We start from the raw sequence: 21,250 nt of genomic DNA on the forward strand, positions 1-21,250 counted from the left end.
TAACGGAGCGAGACGGACTGAAAGTCGCATAATAAAAAAGAGTTTGAGAAAATCCCAAACTCTACTATTTTTTGATTTTATTTTCTAGCTATCTTTTCATCTTCTTCTAGTTGTTTAACTAATTGATCAACGCTATCAAATTTCACCATATCACGGATACGGTCCAACCAGGAAACGATGACAGTTTCCCCATAGATATCGTCAGAAAAATCAAAGATATGAACTTCAAAACGCTCTTCTTCGCCATCAAAGGTTTCATTTTTACCTAGACTTGCCATACCACGATAGACTTTTCTTTGGATTTCAACGTCAACGGCATAAACACCATCAGCTGGCATATATGTCCGATCCAAATTGACTAGATTAGCTGTCGGGAAGCCAATAGTTCGACCTCGAGCATTTCCGTGAACCACTACACCTCTCGTTGGTAAAGGAAATCCCAAAAGTTTGCCTGCTTCTTTTACATCTCCTTCTAGAATGGCTTGGCGGATACGCGTTGAACTAATTTTCCCCTTTTCATCCTCAAGCGGTGGAACAATAACCACATCACCATGGAAAAGTTCTTTTAAATCCTCAGCTGTTTTTCTATCTGAACCAAAAGTATAGTCAAAACCAACTACAATCGTATCTGCCTTCGCTTCCTTGACAAATGTTTCAATAAATTCTTGGGCAGTCATATTTGCTACTCGACTAGTGAAATCCATCAAATATAAACTCTCAACTCCAGCTCTCTTCAATCTACGTTCACGTTCACTAGCATACAAAATATGCAATAAGTGTTCAGGTGAGTATTGATTCAGAGTTAGTTTTGGTGATTCGTTAAAAGTTACTAGAGCTACTCCCTGGCGCTTTTCAGCAGCAATATTAGAAGCTATTTCAAATAATTTTTGATGTCCAAGATGAACTCCATCAAAATAACCAAGTACAAGGACGTTTGGTCCTGGTGTTGCAATATCTTTTTCTGTTTTAATAGGTACTGTAATAATCATAGTATCTATTATACCAAAAAAATGGCGCTTTCAAAACAATTTAGACTGAATTCAGGACATAAAACTTAGAGCAAACTTTCTCTGACTTCTTTTCGCAACATTTCTAGACTTTCGATCCCGTACTTATCCATGACTTTTGGTAGATTTTCGATAATATCTGGACAAGCATAGGGATTCGTAAAGTTGGCAGTTCCGACACCGATTGCTGAGGCACCTGCAAGATACATTTCTAAGGCTGCTTCTGCTGAATCCACTCCTCCCATACCAATGATTGGAAGCTTAGTTGTTTGAGCTACTTGACGGATTAGTTTTAGAGCTACAGGAAATACTGCAGGTCCAGACATGCCACCTGTCCCATTTGCGATAATCGGCTTTCTAGTTTTGAGATCAAAACGCATACCAACAAGGGTATTAATCATGGTGAGACCACAAGCTCCAGCAGCTTCTACAGCTTTTGCAATTGTCACGATGTCCGTCACACTAGGTGTTAATTTGACGTAGACAGGGATATCTGAAGCCTCTACAGCAGCTTTTACCACATCATAAGCTAACTCAGGGTCCTGTCCGATTAAAAGTCCATGATTTCCATGATCGACATTAGGACATGAGATATTGAGCTCTATGGCCTTAACATTATTTGCCTTTGAAATACCATGAGAAACGGCTGCGTATTCTTGCTTTGAAAATCCAGCAACATTGGCAATGATAGGGAGATTTGGATATTCTCTTTCAAGCCAAGGTAACTTCTCAGAGAGAACGACTTCTAAACCAGGATTTTGCAAACCAATAGCATTAAGCATACCAGCTGGGTTTTCTGCTACTCGAGGAGTTGGGTTACCAAAACGTGGTTTAAGCGTAGTAGCCTTTATCATGATGGAACCTAAGAGGTCTAAATCATAATATTTGGCATACTCTTGACCAAATCCAAAGCAACCTGAGGCGGGAATGATAGGATTCTTTAATTCTAAGCCTGGTAGAGAAACTTGTAATCGATTTGTAGTCATGACACTCTCCTTATAAAACAACAGTTCCTGTTTTAAATACAGGCCCATCTTCACACACACGTTGACTAACTGTTTCGCTATCTGGTACTTTCAATACGCAAGCGTAGCAAGCTCCCATGCCACAGGCCATACGGGATTCTAGGGATAGGTAAGCTCTTGGATGGTCGTAAAATGTTTGATTAATGTATTTCATCATACCTGGCGCACCGCATGAGTAGATTGCATCAAATTCTGTGTCAAATTCGTTAATCACTACAGAAACATTTCCTTTACTACCATAAGAACCATCATCAGTCGTTACAAAGACCTGACTAAATCTGGATAATTCATCTTCCAAAATAACAGCATCTTTGGTAGCGAATCCTAAAACAGTTGTTATTTCAACAGCACGCTCATTCAGTTGTTTAGCTACTTCGAGTAAGGGCGGAACTCCGATTCCACCACCAACTATAAGAACACGGTTCTGCTTGTCTAAATCAGATAAATCGAAGCCATTTCCTTGAGGTCCCATAACATCTAAGCTATCACCTGTTTTTAAGGTTGAAAAAATTGCCGTACCAGAACCTTCAATACGATAAATAAGATGGCATTGTTTTTTAGTCTTATCTATAGACGAGATTGAAATCGGACGACGCAAGAGATGGGCATCATCAGGTACACGCAAATGAAGAAATTGGCCCGCTTTCATAGCTTCGACCATTTCTCCTTCAAGTACAAGCTCAAAGATTGCTGGCGCGATTTCCTCCTGAGATACTACTCTCATAACTTCCAAGCGAATTACACCCATTCGTTTTTTACAATTTGGATTCATAACTTTTCCTCCTTAAATTTTAAGGGGATCAGATAAAGAAAAACCTTGCACTTGCAAGGTTTCAGTTAAGATATTTACACAAAAGTAGCAAATAAGCACTTGCTTACTTGTTTTCATTGTAGCTTCTTTTCTCTGACACCTTGTGAGTCTCTCTGGACTGCCCTTAAAGGTTAAATTTTCACTAGTATACTGTATCAAACCTAAAAAGTCAAGTAAAAATAGGTAAGGTATCAGTTCATAAAAGTTGCTTATTTTTGTGAAGAAAGAATCTTTTCTAATTTTTTATAATCTTTGACACTGTCGATTTCATAGATAGAGTTTTCTTCCAACTCCTCTACGTAAACATCTAGTTCTTTGATATTATCTTTAACCATGTTATCCCAGTAGAGGTCTACAAACTCGCCGCTTGCATAGGCTTCATCGATAAATCCAACAATTTTCTCAGCTGTTGGAGCATCCCAGAACGATACACCACTCAAGATGCGTCCATTTTTGCTATCGACGATTATATCTTGAACTTTGTAATCTTCTCCGTAAACTAGGAACCACTCATTATCACAATCTTCACGATAAACACTGAAATATGTTGAACGCTCGATATCATTACGGAACATATTTTTGAAAAGATAGTTATCCGCATCGATAACATAGCTGTTGGCCAAGTCTTCTTTTACCAGGTAAAGAGAGTAAAAGTTATTGTAATCAGCATACTTATCATTGAAGACCAAACGAACCCCGTACTTTTCTTTAAGATAATCGAATTGTTCTTTCAAATAACCGACAACGATGATAATGTCATCAATTCCACGTTCTTTCAAAAATTCGATTTGATATTCAACCAATGGTTTTTGATTGACTTTAACCAAGGCTTTGGGAGTATTTTCTGTCATGGGTCTCAAACGAGTTCCCAATCCGGCTGCTAAAATAATCGCTTTCACGCGTTTTCTCCTTTATTCTTTAATAATAATATAAACACCAGCCATTACGATAAGGGAAGTAATAATGGTCAGTAAATTAAGGGGCGAGCCCAAGAAAATAGCTGCAAACAAAACAGTCCATACTACATAACTCACATTTAGACCAGTAGCTTTTGCCGGTTGCAATCGATTAATAGCCATATAATAGGCTAGATAAGAAATCATATTTGATGCTGCAAAGATAATCAAAAGACCCAACAATTGACCATTTGCTACTTCCGCAAATGAATGATGCGAGAAGAGAACAATGACAAGATAGGACAAGAAAGATGTGACTTGTCGTATCAAGAGTGCTTCGAGTTCACTGAGTTCACTTTCCATAGCGAATGAGCTCAGAACACTTTCACTTCCCCAAGCAAGCGCACAAATCAAGGCACAGAGTATTCCGATATAGAAGGAATTCACTTGTTCAACCTTGTAGGTCTGAGCAATAATGCCTGCTATGATTAACAAAATACCAAACACTGTATTCTTCGAAACCTTATGCTTAAGAATAAAGAAGGCAAGAAGGACAGAAACCGCAGGATAAATCGCTGAAACAGATGATGCTAACGAACTACCGATATACTTGACTGCATAGAGATTGGCTTGCATGCCAATCGGCCCAGCTAAAAGTGCTCCAATAATAACACTGACATTTCGAATGTTCAAGAAGATTGAAAAACGTACCTTTCCTTCTTTAACGAGAAGATATCCTAACAAGATAAAAATACTAAGAAAGTCGTGCGCTGCTGCTACAACAAAAGGTGACAAGTCAGTAAATATAGAGAAGATATAAGCACTAATGGTTAGCCCTAATCCCCAAAAAATACCTGAGATAAGTCCAAAAGAAACTCCATTTTTAGTTTTCATAATTACCTCTCAACTCTTTTACAGCTCTATTGTATCGAGAAATGCCATAATCTCCGAAATCTGCACCATTTTTTTCTTTGTAGATAGTCCAGAGACTCCAAATAATGTCTTGCAATATTTTATAAATACGGATCTTCTCACGAGAAACAGGCGTCTTTTCACTCTCGTAATGAGCTAGGAAGTCTTCCTCTTCCGCACTAGTAAACTCAGATTCTAAGAAGAGGGCTGCCAGATCCCACATCGGATCATTCATAGATGAATATTCCCAATCAATCAGATAAAGATGCCCATCTGGTGCTTCAATAAAATTTTCAGGAACCAAATCAATATGACATGATTTCTTCTCAATTCCGATTTGTTCAAGCTCTTCTTTCAGAGAAAATACTGATTTTCTGACAGCTTCATAGTTTGGATAGTAAATCTCTCCTTGAATCAAGGATTCATATTTTTTGATTTCATCAAATGGAGCAAACTCTCCTTTTAATTCTTTACCAGAAGCGTGAATGGTTTGTAGAATTGGTGCAATCTTTTCAAATTTGGTTTTAATGGTAGCTGAATCAAGTGTCTCAGCATTTTCAATGTATTGATTAACCTTAATTCCTGCTTCAATATCGAAAAGATAATTCTCTACATCTAATTTCAAATCTTTCAACAATTCAAGATTGAACTTCTCATTCTGGCGATCGATTAGTTTATCTGTACCTTTTCCGAAAAACTTAACAATATATTGGTTTGAGCTTATTTTGACCAAGTAGTTTTGATTGGTCATACCACCTAGTTGTTCAACGCTTAGAATATCATCATCAGTTGATAGTAAAGGGGTAAGTTTTTCCTTAATAATTTTTTCCACAATCTTCCTCCATTAGACTTCCCACTTAAAGACTGTCTTAAATGCGGTATTTAAGTCAGTTGCAAAAACTCGGTGAATATCTTTTATTTCTCTGACTGGTTCTTCTAAATAAATGATATTTTTCAAACGATTGGCAAATCTCTTAATCTCCATCATTTGGATAGCTTTTTCAAAGTCAACACGTCCTGAACGTGAAGAACCTACCAGTAACAAACCTTTTTCCAATGAATCTCGAGTATTGATATTTACCTTGTACTCACTAACACCCATCATCAAAATGGTTCCCTGTGGTTTGATGTAACGAATGAGATCATTAATAGCAGGTCCGCAGCCATCACCACCACAGCATTCGAAACCATGGTCAAAACTAAGATTCTCTGGAATGCTATCAGTAATGTAGAGCTCTTTTGCAAATGAGAATAATTCTAATTTCTCCCAGTGACGTCCGATAACAATAATCTCAGCTTCAGGCAAAGTGTAGTTGATAATATTAGCCATGACAAAAGCTAAACTTCCATCACCAATGACAGCGATACGTTGACGTCTGCTGTGAGATACCGTCATGAAACGATTCATAGCATGCATGCCAACACTGACAAACTCTGTAATGGCAGCAACTGTATCTTCGATATCTTCGTAAGCTACCACACGATCCTTAGGCAGAGAAACAAATTCTCGCATAAAGCCATCATAACCACTCGACAAGAAATAAGTTCCTGCCATATAGTTTTCATAGAATTCCTCATCACTCTGCATAGGTGGTTGGTTGGGAATCATGACAACCTTCTGGCCAACTTTGTAGGTACCTGTGGGATCAGAAATAACAGTCCCACAAGACTCGTGAATCATAGCCATGGGAAGCTTTTTAGATAATATTTTGGGATCACGTTTTCCTTGATAGTAGCGTTGATCCGCATGACAAACCGCCATAAAGTTTGGTCGAATAAGGATATGATTTTCTTGATCAATTTCCTCTTCCTGATATTTGATATTGATAAACTTTGGCTTGGTCAGTTGATAAATTTGATTAATCATGTCTCTAGTCTTTCTCAATCATACTTTTAGCAATTTTCAAGTCTGTAACTGTTGTAATTTTAAGGTTTGAGTATTCACCCTTAGCCAAGGCTACATCTTTACCCTTAATGACAAAGATTTTACATGCATCTGTTAAAATTTCTTTTTCATCTGCTGATAAAGAACCATACAAATCAATAAAGTCTTTACAACGGAAGGTTTGAGGAGTTTGCCCTTGATAGAGATGAGCGCGGTTTGGAATATCTGTGATAAATTTCCCATTAGTACTTTCAACAATGGTATCCACGGCTTCAACTACAGTATCAACAGCATCATGATTTTGTGCAAGAGCAATGTTATCTTGAATCATTCGAAGTGTGATAAAAGGACGAACTGAGTCATGAGTGACTACGATATCATCTTCCGTAATTGGACGGTAAGCATCGATAGCTTCGATGATCTTTTCAATACTCGAATTACGATCAGCACCACCTTTGGTTATAATAATACGATCTTTATGAAGCGGAAGGAATTTTTCAACTAAATCTTCTGCGTGTGTCACCCAGTCTCCGTGAACTCCAACTATAATCTTTTCAATACTTGGTTCCAAAACAAATTTTTCAATAGTGTGAATTAAGATTGGGCGATCTCCCAACTCTAGAAATTGTTTTGGCAAATTACTGATCCCCATGCGTGTGCCTGTTCCACCTGCTAAAATTCCAGCATAGATCATTTTATTACTCCTTTAGTATGTTCTTAAAAAATTCATTCTTTACTATTATATCACAACCTAGCCCTTTCTCGAAATAAATACTAGAATTCTCTAGTCAGAAAGAGCGCTAGGCATGCCTTTAGGAAAAGGAACTTGAATGATAAAAAAATTCTCAACCATATTTTCAACAAATATAGAGTTCTTTAGAATATTATAAAAACCTTAAAGAAATCTTAAAATTTTTAAATAGGTAATTGAAAAAGAGCTGAGAATTTAGACAAGATAATGATCTTGTACCAATTTCTTAACTCTTTTAGTAAGTTTCTTTATTTTTCTTCCGAATCCCCAAGGCCTTTAACGGCTTTTTTAAACTCAGCAAGCATTTTTCCTACTGATTCGCCTAGCTCTGGTAAGCGTTTTGGTCCAAAAATCAACAGTGCGCCAAGGACAATGACGATCAAGCCTGGTGCACCAATATCACGTAAGATTCCCATTTTTTTCTCCTTTCCTTTTTCTCTTAAAAATCCATTTACTAATAGCGATACTAACCTCATATAAAAGGATTAGGGGAACAGTCATCGCTAAATCACTAATAAAATCGGCCGGCGTCAATATAACAGCCAATACCAATAAAATGAAGTAGGCATGACGTCTATAAGCAACGAGTAGTCCAGGCCCAATTAAATCAATTGAGGTTAAAAAAGCAATGATAACTGGCAATTCAAAGATAAATGCTAGTGGTACAGTAGTTTGAAAGACAAAAGCTAGATAATTTTGTGCTGTTAACTGCGTCTCAAATAAGTTTTCACCCAGTCCTAGCAAGACCTGAAGTAAAGCTGGTGTTACAAAATAAAATCCAAAGGCTAATCCTAAGATAAAACAAAGGAAAGTTGCAGGGATATAAGCAAAAATCGCCCCTGCTTCTTCAGTTTTAAGGGCTGGTCGAACGAAACTCCAGACTTGATAGACCGTAAAAGGTAAGGTAAGGCTAAAGGCCATCAAACTTGCTAAACGGAGATAAATCCATAAAATATCGTTCGGTCCTAAGACGATTAACTTCTGATTAAAGCCTTGTGTGATAAATTGATAAACCTGATCGGCAAATAATAGTGAAACGCAGAATACTAAAAAGAAACAAACAACTACTGCTAGCAATCTCTTTCTAAATTCTACCAAATGTTCAATAATTGTCAATTCCTTTTGATTCATCATTTTTCACCCTGTCTAATGGTAACAAGAATCACCACAAGAATAAAGAGAGTCTGTCCTGCCAAACTTTCCCAACTAGGGTAAATTCCCAATATATCAATAGTTGGTATTCCTGCGATCAGATGATTGGGGATCATATTTGTCAACTGCAAGGCATGAATGCTGACTCCCGTCATCTTAAAGGCTAAAGCATAAATCATCCAAGTCAGGATAAAGAAAACCTTGTGAGGTAGGAAAACTTGACTGGCCTTGTTCATCACAAAGGCAATCACAACTAAGACTAAGAGGGCTAGAGAAATTCCTAAGACAAAGTCAAAACTAGAAATCCTTGGCAGAATCCCCACATAGAATAAAATCGTCTCAGCACCTTCTCGGAATACGGCTAGAAAACTCAGAGCAAACATAGAAAGGAAAGATCCTGTTTTCGTGACAGTTTGCATTTGTGATTCCATAAAAGTATTCCATTTTTTAACAGAAGATTTGCTATGAAGCCAAATACCGATTAAAATCATCATGATAACCGCAAAAATCCCGACTGCACCTTCGATGATTTCACGGTTAGTTCCTGAGGTGACTGCTGGAAAGGCAATCTGTAGGATATAGGCAATTAAAAGACTTGCCACTATACCCGCAAATGCACCACTATAGACCCACTTGAGTCCCTTTCTCATCTTAGCAGCTTTCAAAGTTGTCACAAGCGCCATGACAATCAAGAGTGCTTCGACACCTTCACGGAGCAAGATGAGCATGGCGTCAAATGCATTATAGGAAGCGCTAGTATCAATTTGAGATAGCTCTGCAATCAAGCCAGAAAGCTTTTCTTGATATTCACTATCCTTTCCCTTAACCATGATGACAGGACTTTCACTTTCAACCTTGGTATAAAGCGAAGGATTGGTTGTACTTACAGAACCCTCGATAGTGGGCCAAATAGTAATAAACTCCTTCATGGTTGCAGCTGCTTCACTATCTTGACCAGCTTGAAATTGGGTCAAAGCCTTCTTTAAAAGGTCTATCCCATCCTTCAGTGTCAGGTTGGATGATGTTGTCGCAACTTCTGTACCTTCAACAAAGTTAGAAATGGCTTTTTTCAAATCATCAAACGATGCCTGAATAGTATCAAAGTTCGTTGGTTCAGTCTCAATGCTACTACGCAGAAAGGAAATAGCTGTTTCCACTTGCCCATAATGAGCTGTACTATGGTCGCGAACCACTGCTTCATTGATGGTCCAGGTTGAATTCATTTTTTTATAGGCTTCTCTTACTGCTTCCAGATCTTGAGAAGCGATTGCCTTGTCTAAGGCTTGAAAACGAGGTTCTAAGCGACTTACAAGTTTCTCTTTTTCTGCATCTAGGTCGACTGGATTTTGCTCTTTCTCAAATGTCAAAAGGGCTAAAGAAATCTGAGTTAACTGTTCTTCAGTAATATCACCAGTTAAGGCTAACTTTTCTTGAACTTTACGTCCTGCTTCAGAGTTAGAATTCTCGACTTTCTCGAAGTCTTTGGTCATTTCATCGATTAGTTTTCTTGCCTGATCTTGTTCGCCTTCTTTAACAGCTTTAGTTGCATCAGTTATTTTCACAAAGTAGGGACTCAAATTTTCCTTAGCACCTACCGGAAAAATCAACATAAAGAAACAAGCAAATAGGAGGATAATACTTTTAGGATTCCAATAATTTCTGCCCAATGTAACCTCCCTTCTCTACTCCACCAAAGCAGGCAAAAAGACCACTGCCTATATGGGTAACGTACTCATTCATTTTATCCGTAGCACCTAGATTGGTCTGCACCTTAACAAAGTTATCTGGATCCTTTTGGAAGGAGATAAAGAGCAAACCAGTGTCAAACTGACCAGTCTTTTCATCTATGCCATCAGAATAAGAATAAGAGCGACGCAAGAGAGGCTTATCCACTTCTTTAGCTAAGCGTACATGAGAATCATCAGGAAGAAGGCTTAAATCAACCTCATCAAATTCGTTCTTCTTGCCAAAGGGAGCGCCACTTTCTTTATAACGACCAAAAGTATTTTCTTGTTCCTCGAGATTGGTTCGATCCCAAGTATCAAGGAACATCTGGATGCGCCGAACTGCCATGTAAGAACCATTTTCCATCCAATCCTTACTGTCAGCCCAAACAACCTGATCAAATTCTTTCTCAGTGGTAACATTAGCAGTCCCGTCTTTAAAACCAAAGAGATTCCGAGGAGTTTCCATACGATTACCGATAGCTGCAAACCCTGATTGACTCCAACGAAGAGTAACGGCATTTCTACCCTTGCGAATAAGGTTACGAATAGCATGAAAGGCAACTTGCTCATCATCAGCACAAGCTTGGATAACTATATCTCCACCCGTGTACTTTTCTCGTAACTGTTCCTTTGGAAATGGAGGTAAATCTCTGAAAAGTTTGGGACGTTTGTTCTCTAGTTTCATCTTTTCTAGGAAACTAGCCGAAACTCCAAAGGTCAGGGTCAAACGATGAGGATTAAGCCCAACTGTTTCTCCAGTATCACTTGGAGGCAAGAGGCTATTGTTACCATCTTTTTTAACCAATTCTCCCTCTACAAGTTTGGCACTATAATCCGTCCAATCTTTAAATAACTGGATGATTTTCTCTTTGTCAGTTGTATGCAAATCCAAGACAACAAAATAGATGTTTTTTTGCATGACTGTTGTAATACCAGCTTGGTGCTTGCCATAGAAGGCTATTTTTTCATCCCCGTACGAGATTTTCTCTTGACCATCAAGCTTAGGTGCGAAAAAAGCAGAAGCACCTGAAAGCCCAAGTGCGAGACCAGCCCCTCCGATACCTGCTTTTTTTAGAAATTCTCGACGGTCCATTTTTTGTTCAAAAAATTTTTCGCCTTTGTTTGTCATATTACTTATTCTCCACCAAGAAATTTACCCATTTGTGATAATGGTTCACCAAGTTTTGTCACTGCTTCAGACAATTCTTTGGTATCCTCTTTCGTTAAGTCTGTATAGAGCTTATAGTGTTCCTTGTCCGTCATGTGTTTGTCTAACAAACTATTGACAGATTTGAAATCTTCCTCTAACTCCTTAACCAAGGCCGCATCTGATTTTTCAAGCAAGGATTTAAAGAGTTGGAAAATCTTCTCAGCACCTTGGATATTGGCACGGAAATCATACAAATCTGTATGAGAATAAATCTCCTCTTCACCAGTAATCTTACTTGTCGCTACTTCATTAAGAAGGTCAACAGCCCCAGTTAGCATAATCTTGTAATCAACATCTACAGTCGCAATCTTAGCCTTCAATTCCTTGATATCATTTACCAGTTGGTCACCATAAGACTCAGTTCCTTTAGTTGTGTTTTCCTCCCAAAGAATGCGCTCGATACGGTGGAAACCTGACCAACCTTCTTCGGTCTTGTTTTCATCTAAGTAGTCTGCTAATCGAAAATCAATCTTCACATCAGATTCTCCAAAGCTCTCTGCAATCGGCTCTGAACGTTCATAAGACATACGGATTAAAGGGTAGGCCTTTTTAGCTTCTTCTAGCTTACCATCCTTCAATAGTTGAACAAAACCTTCTGTATCCGTTAAAAGTTTATCAATCTGTTCTTCCACAAAGGTTTTGTAGTCACTAGTTGCCTGATCCAATAGTTTTTGGTTATCTTCTGACAATTTTGTAACCTGAGAGGAATTACTTGTAGTTGACGATTGTTCAAAACGAACTGCACAAGCAGATAACAACAATGCCGAAGATAAAAGGATAAAACCAAGTTTTTTCATATAACGCTCCTATTAAATCATGGGAATCCCATTTTTAAAATTTATTATATCATAGTTTTTCTAATTATTCAATAAATTGTCAGAAAATTTAATGTTTTATCGTTGAAAATTTGAATAGACTTTTCTAGTTAAAATTGTTAAAATAATAGGGAAAATAAAAGAAAAGGAAGCTATATACCACCATGATGAATATGCAAAACATGATGCGTCAAGCTCAAAAACTTCAAAAACAAATGGAGCAAAGTCAGGCTGAACTTGCTGCTACAGAATTTGTTGGAACTTCTGCCCAAAACCTTGTAACTGCTACACTAACAGGAGACAAGAAAATTGTTAGGATTGACTTCAATCCTGCAGTTGTTGACCCAGAAGATATTGAAACTCTATCAGATATGACAGTTCAAGCAGTCAATGCTGCTCTTGAACAAATTGATGAAGCAACTAAAAAGAAACTAGGGGCTTTTGCTGGTAAATTACCATTCTAATAGCATAAAAAGAGGCTGATGTTCAATTCAACCTCTTTTGTCTTACCTAGAAAGTAAATATTTCTGTTGCTTTCTTTAGAAGCAAGTCCGTATATTCAGGATCTTCCTGAGCGGTCTCAAGCTCTTCTTTAATTCTTTCCAAATCATCTGTTATCATACCATCAACTCCCAAACGTAGGGACTTATCAAAGGATTCCGAACCATTGATTGTCCATACATAGAGTTTTTGTTTTGTATTCCAAAGCTTGGTTACAAAATATTCATCTAAAGTAGAATATTCCATGGTATAACCTGTAGCATTTGTTCTTGGAAAAACGGAATTATAGGGCAGTATGAAATAGACTGGAATCTCTTTATCATACTGGGTAACTTTTTCAATAACATGATAATCCAAAGATTGCATCTGATGCCCATAGACTTTAATTTTTGCTCCATATTGATCTAGAAAACGATCCATCATCTGAGCACTATCTTTTCGACTTGTTTTTATTTCGATCAGCAATTTCTGATGAAGGTCATTGGCACGATTTATATAATCATCAAAGCTAGATATTTTAGTCTGATAACCATTTTCATAAATATCTAATTGCTTCAACTCATCTAAAGTTAAGTCTTGTGGTGTTACATTTAATCCCGCTAAACTTTTTAGGTTAGCATCATGCATCATGACAAACTGACCATCCTTTGTTTCTTGCACATCCATCTCAACTAAATCTGGTTTTAACTGAGCTGTTTTTTCTAAGGATTCAACTGTATTTTGGACACCATTCCCATTAGAAACTCCTCTGTGAGAGATGACAAGTGGAGGATTGACTACGGGTGCTTCGAGATAAATATAGCCTTCAATCGCAAAGAAGATACTTGCGCATCCCATTACACCCCATCTCATAATATGGTCCTTTTTCCGTCTTGGCATAATATCCAACTCCTCACCAGTTAAAAAGGAGGTAAACTTAACCAAGAAGTAGGTTAAAGACATATAGTGGATATTTTTAATCAAAATATAGTTTGAAATAGCTAGAATCAATGATTCTCGGTGTGTGAGACCATCTGCTAAAGACTGGATCAACAATAGAGGAATTAAAGGTAAGTAAAAGAAAAGATTCGTTTTGACAAGGATTAGAAAGAGATGCCAAGCGTAAAACCAAAAATGATTTCTGGTTTTTTCTAAACTGTAAACCACTGCTTCCTTAACCGTCATCTTGTCATAAAAGATTTTTGGCAAAACAAAAATCAACTTAACAGAAACGTATAGGAAAAGGATTGATAAGATGATAATAGCAAGCCACCATATCCAATACTTGTCTTCCATGTAGGTCTGAATAAACTCAGGTATCACTATTTTATTAAAATAATAAATTTTAAAAATCTTCCTGATAAACGGAAAAATCATAGCAATATAAACGAAGATAAACAAGGCCTTGGAAACAGTCAGACGTTTCATGAAGGCTATACTTTCACGAAATACCTTGCGACTATACTCAATCAAGGTTAGTTTTTCGTGATAGAGAAGGTGTCGAGCTCCAATAAAGAGGAGACTTAGTTGAAAATAGGCTACTAAAAGGTTAATGGCTATTAAGATTAAAAACCCAAGGCTGACTAAAGGTGCATGTTTTAAAATTCCAAAAACATTATTATAGGAAATAAACAAATAGCCCGTCTGACTTAGTAAAAAACCTGCTATCAATGAGTTCAGTGGCAACCAAATATAATCTACTAGCATGAAGATTAAAAAAAATAGAAATAGGATTTTATCCAGATTTAAGTAAATCTTTTTAAAACCCAATTTTTTAGGTTTTTCAGGTTTCATAAAACCTCCTAATCAAAAAACTGTGACAAATCTAGTCCACCAAAAGGATTAGAGTTCAGGCTACTCTTGGAGTCCAGTAAAATTCTGCTTTCATCAGATTCTAGAAAAGCTTCATAAACACGCGCAGTCATACGTGCATCCTCTAAACTATTATGAGACTGCCCCTTGAATCCTAAAAATTCAGCCACGGTCTGTAACTTGAGATTGGCAATACCGTGAAGATCAGAACTCCGTCGCTCAAAAGCTTCATCATAGAGATCGACTAGATATTGACGACTATAATCCAATCCATACTCTAGTAAGATTGGTAAATCACTCTTGGCTGCATTATAACCAACAAGGGGTAATTCACCAACAAAGTCTTGAAAATTCTTAAGAACTTCCTCCACCATCGGTGCATCTTTCAAGATTTCAGACGTGATACCCGTTAAGCCGTTTATAAAACTTTTCAATGGTACATCGGTATGAACATATGAGTCAAATGCTCCTACTTCTTCACCATTTTTAAAACGGACCGCAGATACCTGAATCAAGTGAGTTTTATCCTGGTGTTTATTAAATTCCAAATCAAATGAAATATAATCTCTTAATTTTTCCATCTTATCCATTCCTTATTGTATTTGAAAAAGAAACTACTTGGTTATACCTAGAAACCAAGCAGTTTTTTCTTATCCTCCAAATAAGCGAGCAAAGAAGCCTTTCTTCGTTGCTTGTACTTCTTGCTTAGCCTGATCCAACTCCAACTGAAGGGTTTCTTGGTCCTTCATAGCTTGTAGCGTTAACTGTTGTTGTTGATCCAATTGCTTATCTTTTTCTGCGATTTGACGGTCTTTGACACGCATCTGTTCATCTTTTTCAGCTAACTGTTTGTCTTTAGCCTTTAACTGCTCATAAAGACGGATGATTTCTGCGTTCTTTTCATCAACAAGAATCTCCATCAACTCACGTTGCTTCACATCATCACTAACAGGTTCATCTTCAAAAATAGTTTTTTTGTAGATTTCTTCAAGCTTAATCAAGCCACTGCGAGTTACCACAGTAACTCCTTTATCATTTTTAGTCGTATCTTCTTCAGGTAATTCCTTGACACGGTTATTGATTGCTTGACGGGACAAGCCCAAGACCTCAGCAATCTCACTAACAGTCATCTCAATACTCATAATATCCTCTGAAAGTTTTCTAGCTTTTCTTTATTTAAATATTATCATAAGCAAGCAAAACTGTCAAATATCACCGTGTTTTCAACCCTTTTTCAAAACAATTTCTCTTCTAAACTAAATTGTCTTTCAGCTTTTTTAAACTAAACATCAGTTTGCAATTTTACCACCAGCTCTAATCAATTGAAAACCTTTCTTGGTTTATAAAGAGTATCCCGTTTCTCTATAATGGCTAATAACTTATCACCTTCAAAACCAGCCAATTCCTTCTCAGTTTGTTCCAATTCAATAAAGCGACCAAAACGCACTTCTTCTGCCTGTTTTGGGGTCAAATAAACCTTAACTAAGTCACCTGTACCAATCTCTAAGGGATGAAGAAAGTCTAATTCACCAGCTTGTACCTTTTCCTCAATTTCATTCAAGGTCAAAGCATTATCTAACTGCAAGCCCGCAGCGCTTGTTCGTGTTAAATGAGACATATGAGCTGCATAGCCAAGTTTTTCTCCCAAGTCAACTGACAAGGTCCGGATATAAGTCCCTTTGCTACATTTTACACGGAAGGTAAATCGAGCCAGATTATTTTCATAGAAAATGGAACTTGTTCGTTCGAAACTATAAATCGTCACCTGACGTTCTGGACGCTCGACTTCCTGACCAGCACGCGCATATTCATAAAGTTTGCGCCCATTGACCTTGACAGCGGAATACATTGGGGGAATCTGAATAATAGGTCCAGTCAGACTTGCAATCGCTTGATCAACAAGCTTTTCATCTAAGGGAGACAATACTGGTGTCTCAGCAACCACCTCACCACTAGCATCCTCGGTTGTTGTAGAATATCCTAGAGTAATTTCACCCTCGTAAATCTTACCTTCGTCCTGCATAAACTCAACCATGCGAGTCGCCTTCCCTACAGCAATGGGTAAAACACCCACCACATCAGGATCCAAGGTCCCACCGTGTCCAATCTTCTTGGTTCCTAAAATCTTACGTAATTTAAAAACCGCGTCATGCGAGGTCATCCCCGCTTCCTTTTTTAAGTTGATAATACCGTTCATATGTTGCTTTCTACTCCCCCTTCAATGCTTCAAACTTAGCTTTCATGGTTGGATTCTTCCGAGTCAATTTTTTAACGGAAACATCTTCCAGCTTGTTGTTTGCAAGGCGGAGTTGGTTTTCTGATGTTGTCAGGAATTTCTTGACTTCTTCCATTCGCTTAATTGCCTTGTCGATTTCGTCGATGGCCTTGCCAAAGTTGACAGAAGCTGAGTTATAATTCTTTGCAAAAGCTACCTTGAAAGCGTCCAAATCTTCCTCAAAATGCGTGATATCGATATTTTGCTCACGAACAAGCGCTAACTCCTGCTTGTATTTTAGGGAATTAAGGGCAGCATTGCGCAAGAGTCCAATTAGTTGAATAAAGAACTGGGGACGAATGACATACATCTTCTCATATTCATGGCTAACGTCAACAATTCCTGTATTAAAGTAGTCGTTTTCTGCTTCAAGCATACTTACCAAAACAGCATACTCACAGTCTTTCTCACGGCGGTCTTTATCTAATTCCTTGTAAAAGTCTGCATTCTTATGTTTCTTCTCTGTCCCGTCTGCTTCATTTTTCATCTCAAACATGATGGAAATGAATTCTAGTCCATTTTCATCAAAATCACGGAAAATGAAATCGCCCTTAGAACCACGTGCTGAAACCTTGTTGTCCTTTTCAAAGTAAGCATTTGGGAAGGCAAAGCTACGAACCTTGTTGAACTCACCTTCCGCATAGTGTTCCAGACTTTCACCAATAGCCTTTGTTGATTGTTGGGCTTTGAAATTCTTATAGAACTCAACCTGCTCATTAGCCGCCTTAAGCTGGGCCTCATAATTTTGCTTGACTGAAGTCAGAGAAAGTTCGTTTTCTTTTTCTTGTAGAAGGAGCTGATTTTTTACCTGATCTCTTTCTTTCTCTAAGTCAGATAATGTTTTTTGGAGTTGGTTCTCATGCTCTAAGCGCAAGGTAGCCAATTGATTTTCGAGAGCTTGGACTTCTTTTTCTTTCTCTAGCAAGCTTTGACTTGCACTTTGCTCCACTTCTTTCTTTGCTAATTCTTTTTCTGTATCAAAGTTTTGGATTTGGCTTTGGAGTTGAGCTATTTCTTGGTCTTTTTGAGCTAGTTTGGTCTGTTGCTCATTCAAAGCCTTTTGCTCAACCAGAGACAACTCTTGTTTTATTCTGTCATGCAATTCCTTATCAAACTCTGCAGTGCGAACTTGAGAAAGCAGTTCTGCATATTGGCTTTCATTGACTGTAAATACTTCGCCACAATTTGGACATTTAATCTCGTTCATGTTATTCCTCTAAATTTATCTATTCTACTTTCATTATAGCATGGATAAACAAAAAGAAAAAGTTGGAATGAATCCAACTTTTAATCTACGTATGTATCTTCGTTTTTATTTAAGAAGGCGTAAGGTAATCCCATCAGTAGACCACCTCCGATAAGGTTACCGATAAAGGTCACACCCCAGTGACGAAGGATATTTCCAATACCGAAGTTTGCGATTGAATCAGCAGCAACACTGAACTTCACAATCGCAAATGAAGCAAAGTTTGCGGCGATGTGCTCGTTTGTTAAGAATACAAACATGTAAATGGCTGAAAGAACCAACCAAAGTTTTGCTCCACCATCCTTAACTAAAACGAATGAAAGAATCGCGATATTTACAAAGACATTAGCCAAGATAGCTTCAAGCAAGATAAGTTCATTTGAACGGCCCAACTTCATTTCCACAACTCCAGAAATAAAGCTATCATGGGTAAGGTTTGCATAAGCTGCTGAATGGGCGAATCCCCAACCTGCTATAAGAGCACCGATCAAATTAAAGAGTGTACAGTATAGAAGGATTTCAGCAGTTTTTCTCCAGCTAATCTTTTTCAAAAAGCTACCAGCTGTCAAGAACATCATGTTAGATGTTACTAACTCAGCATTCAAGAAGACAATGTAAGCCAATCCCCAAGCGAAAACAAATGGGAAGAGGAAACGTCCACTACCAGGAGCAAGCTTATTAATCAAGTCAGCTCCAACTGCACCAGCTGCTGTACTAAATGTTAAGAATGCACCAGCAAACATTGAACGGATAGCATACTTGAATTTACTTTGACTGTAAAGACTTTCCTTTTTCTTACAAGCAAATTCAATTTTTGAGATAAATTCTGAAGAAACCATATAAACTCCTAAAACTTTTATTTGTGAATATTATAACATAAAATCGAAATTATGGAAAGGCTTTCTTAATTCTATTTACAATATTTTTATCACTTGTAGCAATCGTTTCCATTTGCTTTGTATCAGTATCTTTAATGTTTTCAACCCTTTATTTTCAAACTCTCTATTCTATATATTTAATATGTGTTTTCACTTTAATCTATATTGAATTTACAAAAAAGCCTCTTTAGTTTTCAGCTAAAGTCCATGAACTAATAATATGTTTGAATTTATAGACAGAGAAAATAACGTTTTTATCAAAAGGTTATTTGGCCAAAAAAATCGAGGTCTGGATTTTTAGTCCCGACCTCCTCTATTATTAATATTCATTTTATTTTCAAAAGCTTGTACTAATCAACATAAGTCTCTTCATTTTTATTAAGATAAGCGTATGGTAAGCCTATCAAGAATCCTCCACCAATCAAGTTAGCAATGAAGGTAACACTCCAATGACGTAGGATATTAGGAATATCAAAGTTAGCAATTTGGTCAGAAACAATGCTGAATTTAATAATGCTAAAGGATGAAAAGTTGGCTGCAATATGCTCGTTAGATAAGAAAACAAACATAGAAATAGCTGATAAGATAATCCATAGCTTAGCACTGCTATCCTTAACTAAAATAGAAGATAAAATAGCAATATTTACGAACATATTTGCCAAAATCCCTTCCAACAAGACCAACTCACTAGGTCGTGCCAACTTCTTAGCTACAATCTTTGGAAGATAACTGTCGTGTGTCAGGTGTGAAAAAGCCGATGAATTAGCAAAGCACCAACCTGCTAACAGAGCACCAACTAAGTTGAAAAAGGCACAATAGAGCAAAATGACAAAGGCTTTTTTCCAATCAATCTTCTTCAAGAATGTTCCAGCTGTCAGATACATCATGTTTGATGTGACCAATTCAGCATTTAAAAATACAATGTAAACAAGTCCCCAAGCAAATACAAAGGGAAAAAGAAAATAGCCAGCACTTGGAACGATGCTATTGAGTAGATCAGCACCTATAGCCCCAGCGGCCGTACTAAAGGTTAAGAAAGCACCTGCAAACATCGAGCGAATGGCATATTTAAACTTGCTTTGGTCAAATAGACTCTCTTTCTTATGGCAATAATAATCAATCTTTGAAATAAATTCTGAAGAACTCATATAAACTCCTTAAAATATAATCATCAACATTATAACATAAAATAATTTAAGTGAAAATTAAATTTTACTTTTTACACTTGAATATTTTTAGCGCTAGCAAAAGCTTCAATTTCTTCTGCAGTCGCCCCCCAGCAGCTCTGAAACCCACAAGTCGACAATATCTGATAAAACAGAATCGCAAATATATTCATACTCACCATGACCATATTTACAAGTGAATAGAGGGAGCCTTGTTGCTGATTGATAAAAATTGAAAGCCAACACTTGCAGTTTCTCTGGTAGAAATTCAAGTTCCAACTCTTGTGCAAGTCCAGTTCTCACTTTATCTCACACTTCACCTTTTGACTGGTAGTTTTCTCGTGCTTTTTTGAGAAATCCTTGACAAAATTTTGCCAACAATTCCTTGTTTTGGTAGAGCAAACGACAAGAAAAATCAGAGATAGAAGCAGCATGAAGTAAGAAAGTAAGCAAGTCATTAATGCTTTCTGCTACCCGACCAACTTGGCCTTCACTCCCTATAAAGCCGATACTCTGATCTTCAAGAATTACATATTCTCCCCCGCTACCATCCTGGGCAAGTGCTTGACAAGCTAAAGAATATTCCTCATTGTTATAAGAAATTGTTATAAGAAAATTGTACTTCTCTTATTTCATCATAAAAACAAATATCACACTCTGCCAATAGCAAGTTTCTTAAATGATTATTGTCTCTGATTGCTTCTAGTTTTTCCATTTTCACCTATCCTTAGACTAAAGTCCTACCAATTGATGATAACTTTAATATGATACTTTTTCGTCTCATTTTTTAGATTTCTGACAAGCTTATCATTCTCTTTTGATTGGCCAAAGAAATAGGCTAGAGCTTTTCCGCTCTTTTGTTCAATACACAAAAAATATCTAGCACCATTCAATTTAACACTTGGAATAAAATCGACCTCAATCTTTTTAATATTATTCAGTGGTATAATGCGCTTTCTAAAAACATAAGCATTATGGATATAAAATCTTCCCTTAGAAATATGAAACGGGGCGAAAAAGTTTCCGCCACTTTGACGCACAATGACATAACGACGCCATAGAATCAGTAAAAGAAGGAAGGAAATAAAGTAAATAGCAAAAGTCAAAACCGAGCTTTTCATCATCAATTTTATCCCAATCAAAAAATAAACTATCATAATTAAACCGCTTTTTCTACCTTATTATACCACTTTTGTTGAGCT

At 37.2% G+C, this 21,250-nt stretch carries 23 protein-coding genes; 1 reads left to right on the forward strand and 22 read right to left on the reverse strand.

The window, feature by feature from the left end:
• Positions 1–77: 77 nt before the first annotated feature.
• From HMPREF2837_RS01445 to efeO, 13 genes are all read right to left on the reverse strand, one after another.
• Entirely contained in the window at positions 78–989 is a 912-nt protein-coding gene (locus HMPREF2837_RS01445) for a bifunctional riboflavin kinase/FAD synthetase (protein ID WP_049549509.1), read from the reverse strand.
• A gap of 65 nt (positions 990–1,054) precedes the next feature.
• A complete protein-coding gene (locus HMPREF2837_RS01450; protein WP_083306451.1) occupies positions 1,055–2,041 on the reverse strand; it encodes a dihydroorotate dehydrogenase in 987 nt (328 codons plus the stop codon).
• Entirely contained in the window at positions 2,004–2,804 is an 801-nt protein-coding gene (locus HMPREF2837_RS01455) for a dihydroorotate dehydrogenase electron transfer subunit (RefSeq protein WP_075230551.1), read from the reverse strand. The genes HMPREF2837_RS01450 and HMPREF2837_RS01455 overlap by 38 nt, the downstream gene beginning before the upstream one ends.
• Positions 2,805–3,052: 248 nt before the next feature.
• Entirely contained in the window at positions 3,053–3,742 is a 690-nt protein-coding gene (locus tag HMPREF2837_RS01460; protein WP_075230552.1) for a sugar phosphate nucleotidyltransferase, read from the reverse strand.
• A gap of 12 nt (positions 3,743–3,754) precedes the next feature.
• Entirely contained in the window at positions 3,755–4,633 is an 879-nt protein-coding gene (locus HMPREF2837_RS01465; RefSeq protein ID WP_004252734.1) for a DMT family transporter, read from the reverse strand.
• The gene (locus tag HMPREF2837_RS01470; protein WP_075230553.1) at positions 4,623–5,483 is read right to left on the reverse strand and encodes a phosphotransferase family protein; all 861 of its coding nucleotides are present in this window, start codon (positions 5,481–5,483) and stop codon (positions 4,623–4,625) included. The genes HMPREF2837_RS01465 and HMPREF2837_RS01470 overlap by 11 nt, the downstream gene beginning before the upstream one ends.
• 12 nt (positions 5,484–5,495) lie before the next feature.
• A complete protein-coding gene (locus HMPREF2837_RS01475) occupies positions 5,496–6,518 on the reverse strand; it encodes a ribitol-5-phosphate dehydrogenase (RefSeq protein WP_075230554.1) in 1,023 nt (340 codons plus the stop codon).
• Positions 6,519–6,522: 4 nt separating this feature from the next.
• The gene (locus HMPREF2837_RS01480) at positions 6,523–7,230 is read right to left on the reverse strand and encodes an IspD/TarI family cytidylyltransferase (RefSeq protein WP_075230555.1); all 708 of its coding nucleotides are present in this window, start codon (positions 7,228–7,230) and stop codon (positions 6,523–6,525) included.
• 305 nt (positions 7,231–7,535) lie between these two features.
• Complete coding sequence (locus HMPREF2837_RS01485) at positions 7,536–7,703, reverse strand: twin-arginine translocase TatA/TatE family subunit (protein WP_075230556.1); 168 nt, start codon at positions 7,701–7,703, stop codon at positions 7,536–7,538.
• On the reverse strand, positions 7,687–8,418 hold the full coding sequence (gene tatC, locus HMPREF2837_RS01490; protein ID WP_075230557.1) for a twin-arginine translocase subunit TatC: 732 nt from the start codon (positions 8,416–8,418) through the stop codon (positions 7,687–7,689). Before tatC ends, HMPREF2837_RS01485 begins: the two co-directional genes overlap by 17 nt.
• The gene (locus HMPREF2837_RS01495; protein ID WP_075230558.1) at positions 8,418–10,106 is read right to left on the reverse strand and encodes an FTR1 family iron permease; all 1,689 of its coding nucleotides are present in this window, start codon (positions 10,104–10,106) and stop codon (positions 8,418–8,420) included. Before HMPREF2837_RS01495 ends, tatC begins: the two co-directional genes overlap by 1 nt.
• Positions 10,081–11,295 (reverse strand): iron uptake transporter deferrochelatase/peroxidase subunit, encoded by a 1,215-nt coding sequence (efeB, locus tag HMPREF2837_RS01500; RefSeq protein ID WP_075230559.1) that lies wholly within the window; start codon positions 11,293–11,295, stop codon positions 10,081–10,083. The genes HMPREF2837_RS01495 and efeB overlap by 26 nt, the downstream gene beginning before the upstream one ends.
• A gap of 5 nt (positions 11,296–11,300) precedes the next feature.
• A complete protein-coding gene (gene efeO / locus HMPREF2837_RS01505) occupies positions 11,301–12,173 on the reverse strand; it encodes an iron uptake system protein EfeO (RefSeq protein ID WP_075230560.1) in 873 nt (290 codons plus the stop codon).
• Positions 12,174–12,355: 182 nt separating this feature from the next.
• On the opposite strand from efeO, the gene HMPREF2837_RS01510 reads away from it, so the two are divergent.
• Positions 12,356–12,655, forward strand: a complete 300-nt coding sequence (locus tag HMPREF2837_RS01510) for a YbaB/EbfC family nucleoid-associated protein (RefSeq protein ID WP_049504982.1) — start codon at positions 12,356–12,358, stop codon at positions 12,653–12,655.
• 46 nt (positions 12,656–12,701) lie between these two features.
• Here the strand turns inward: HMPREF2837_RS01510 and HMPREF2837_RS01515 are convergent, their stop codons facing one another.
• From HMPREF2837_RS01515 to HMPREF2837_RS01555, 9 genes are all read right to left on the reverse strand, one after another.
• Positions 12,702–14,465, reverse strand: coding sequence for a glycerophosphoryl diester phosphodiesterase membrane domain-containing protein (locus HMPREF2837_RS01515; protein ID WP_049549497.1), 1,764 nt, complete (start codon positions 14,463–14,465; stop codon positions 12,702–12,704).
• An 8-nt stretch (positions 14,466–14,473) separates the two neighbouring features.
• Positions 14,474–15,064 carry a 3'-5' exonuclease gene (locus HMPREF2837_RS01520; RefSeq protein ID WP_049549496.1) on the reverse strand — a complete coding sequence of 197 codons (591 nt, stop codon included), beginning with the start codon at positions 15,062–15,064 and terminating at the stop codon, positions 14,474–14,476.
• A 69-nt stretch (positions 15,065–15,133) separates the two neighbouring features.
• A complete protein-coding gene (locus tag HMPREF2837_RS01525; RefSeq protein ID WP_049504976.1) occupies positions 15,134–15,625 on the reverse strand; it encodes a DUF536 domain-containing protein in 492 nt (163 codons plus the stop codon).
• A gap of 176 nt (positions 15,626–15,801) precedes the next feature.
• Positions 15,802–16,680: a tRNA pseudouridine(55) synthase TruB gene (gene truB, locus HMPREF2837_RS01530; protein ID WP_049549495.1), complete on the reverse strand. Its 879-nt coding sequence runs from the start codon at positions 16,678–16,680 to the stop codon at positions 15,802–15,804.
• 10 nt (positions 16,681–16,690) lie between these two features.
• Positions 16,691–17,965 (reverse strand): DUF2130 domain-containing protein, encoded by a 1,275-nt coding sequence (locus tag HMPREF2837_RS01535; protein WP_075230561.1) that lies wholly within the window; start codon positions 17,963–17,965, stop codon positions 16,691–16,693.
• An 80-nt stretch (positions 17,966–18,045) separates the two neighbouring features.
• Positions 18,046–18,843 carry a formate/nitrite transporter family protein gene (locus HMPREF2837_RS01540; protein WP_075230562.1) on the reverse strand — a complete coding sequence of 266 codons (798 nt, stop codon included), beginning with the start codon at positions 18,841–18,843 and terminating at the stop codon, positions 18,046–18,048.
• 389 nt (positions 18,844–19,232) lie between these two features.
• Positions 19,233–20,030: a formate/nitrite transporter family protein gene (locus HMPREF2837_RS01545; RefSeq protein WP_075230563.1), complete on the reverse strand. Its 798-nt coding sequence runs from the start codon at positions 20,028–20,030 to the stop codon at positions 19,233–19,235.
• Positions 20,031–20,640: 610 nt separating this feature from the next.
• The gene (locus tag HMPREF2837_RS11925) at positions 20,641–20,763 is read right to left on the reverse strand and encodes a hypothetical protein (protein ID WP_398578162.1); all 123 of its coding nucleotides are present in this window, start codon (positions 20,761–20,763) and stop codon (positions 20,641–20,643) included.
• Between the two features lie 25 nt (positions 20,764–20,788).
• Entirely contained in the window at positions 20,789–21,205 is a 417-nt protein-coding gene (locus tag HMPREF2837_RS01555; RefSeq protein WP_049549492.1) for a hypothetical protein, read from the reverse strand.
• Positions 21,206–21,250 lie beyond the last annotated feature (45 nt).

This window comes from Streptococcus sp. HMSC071D03 (assembly GCF_001812125.1).
GTDB classification, from domain to species: domain Bacteria; phylum Bacillota; class Bacilli; order Lactobacillales; family Streptococcaceae; genus Streptococcus; species Streptococcus pseudopneumoniae_N.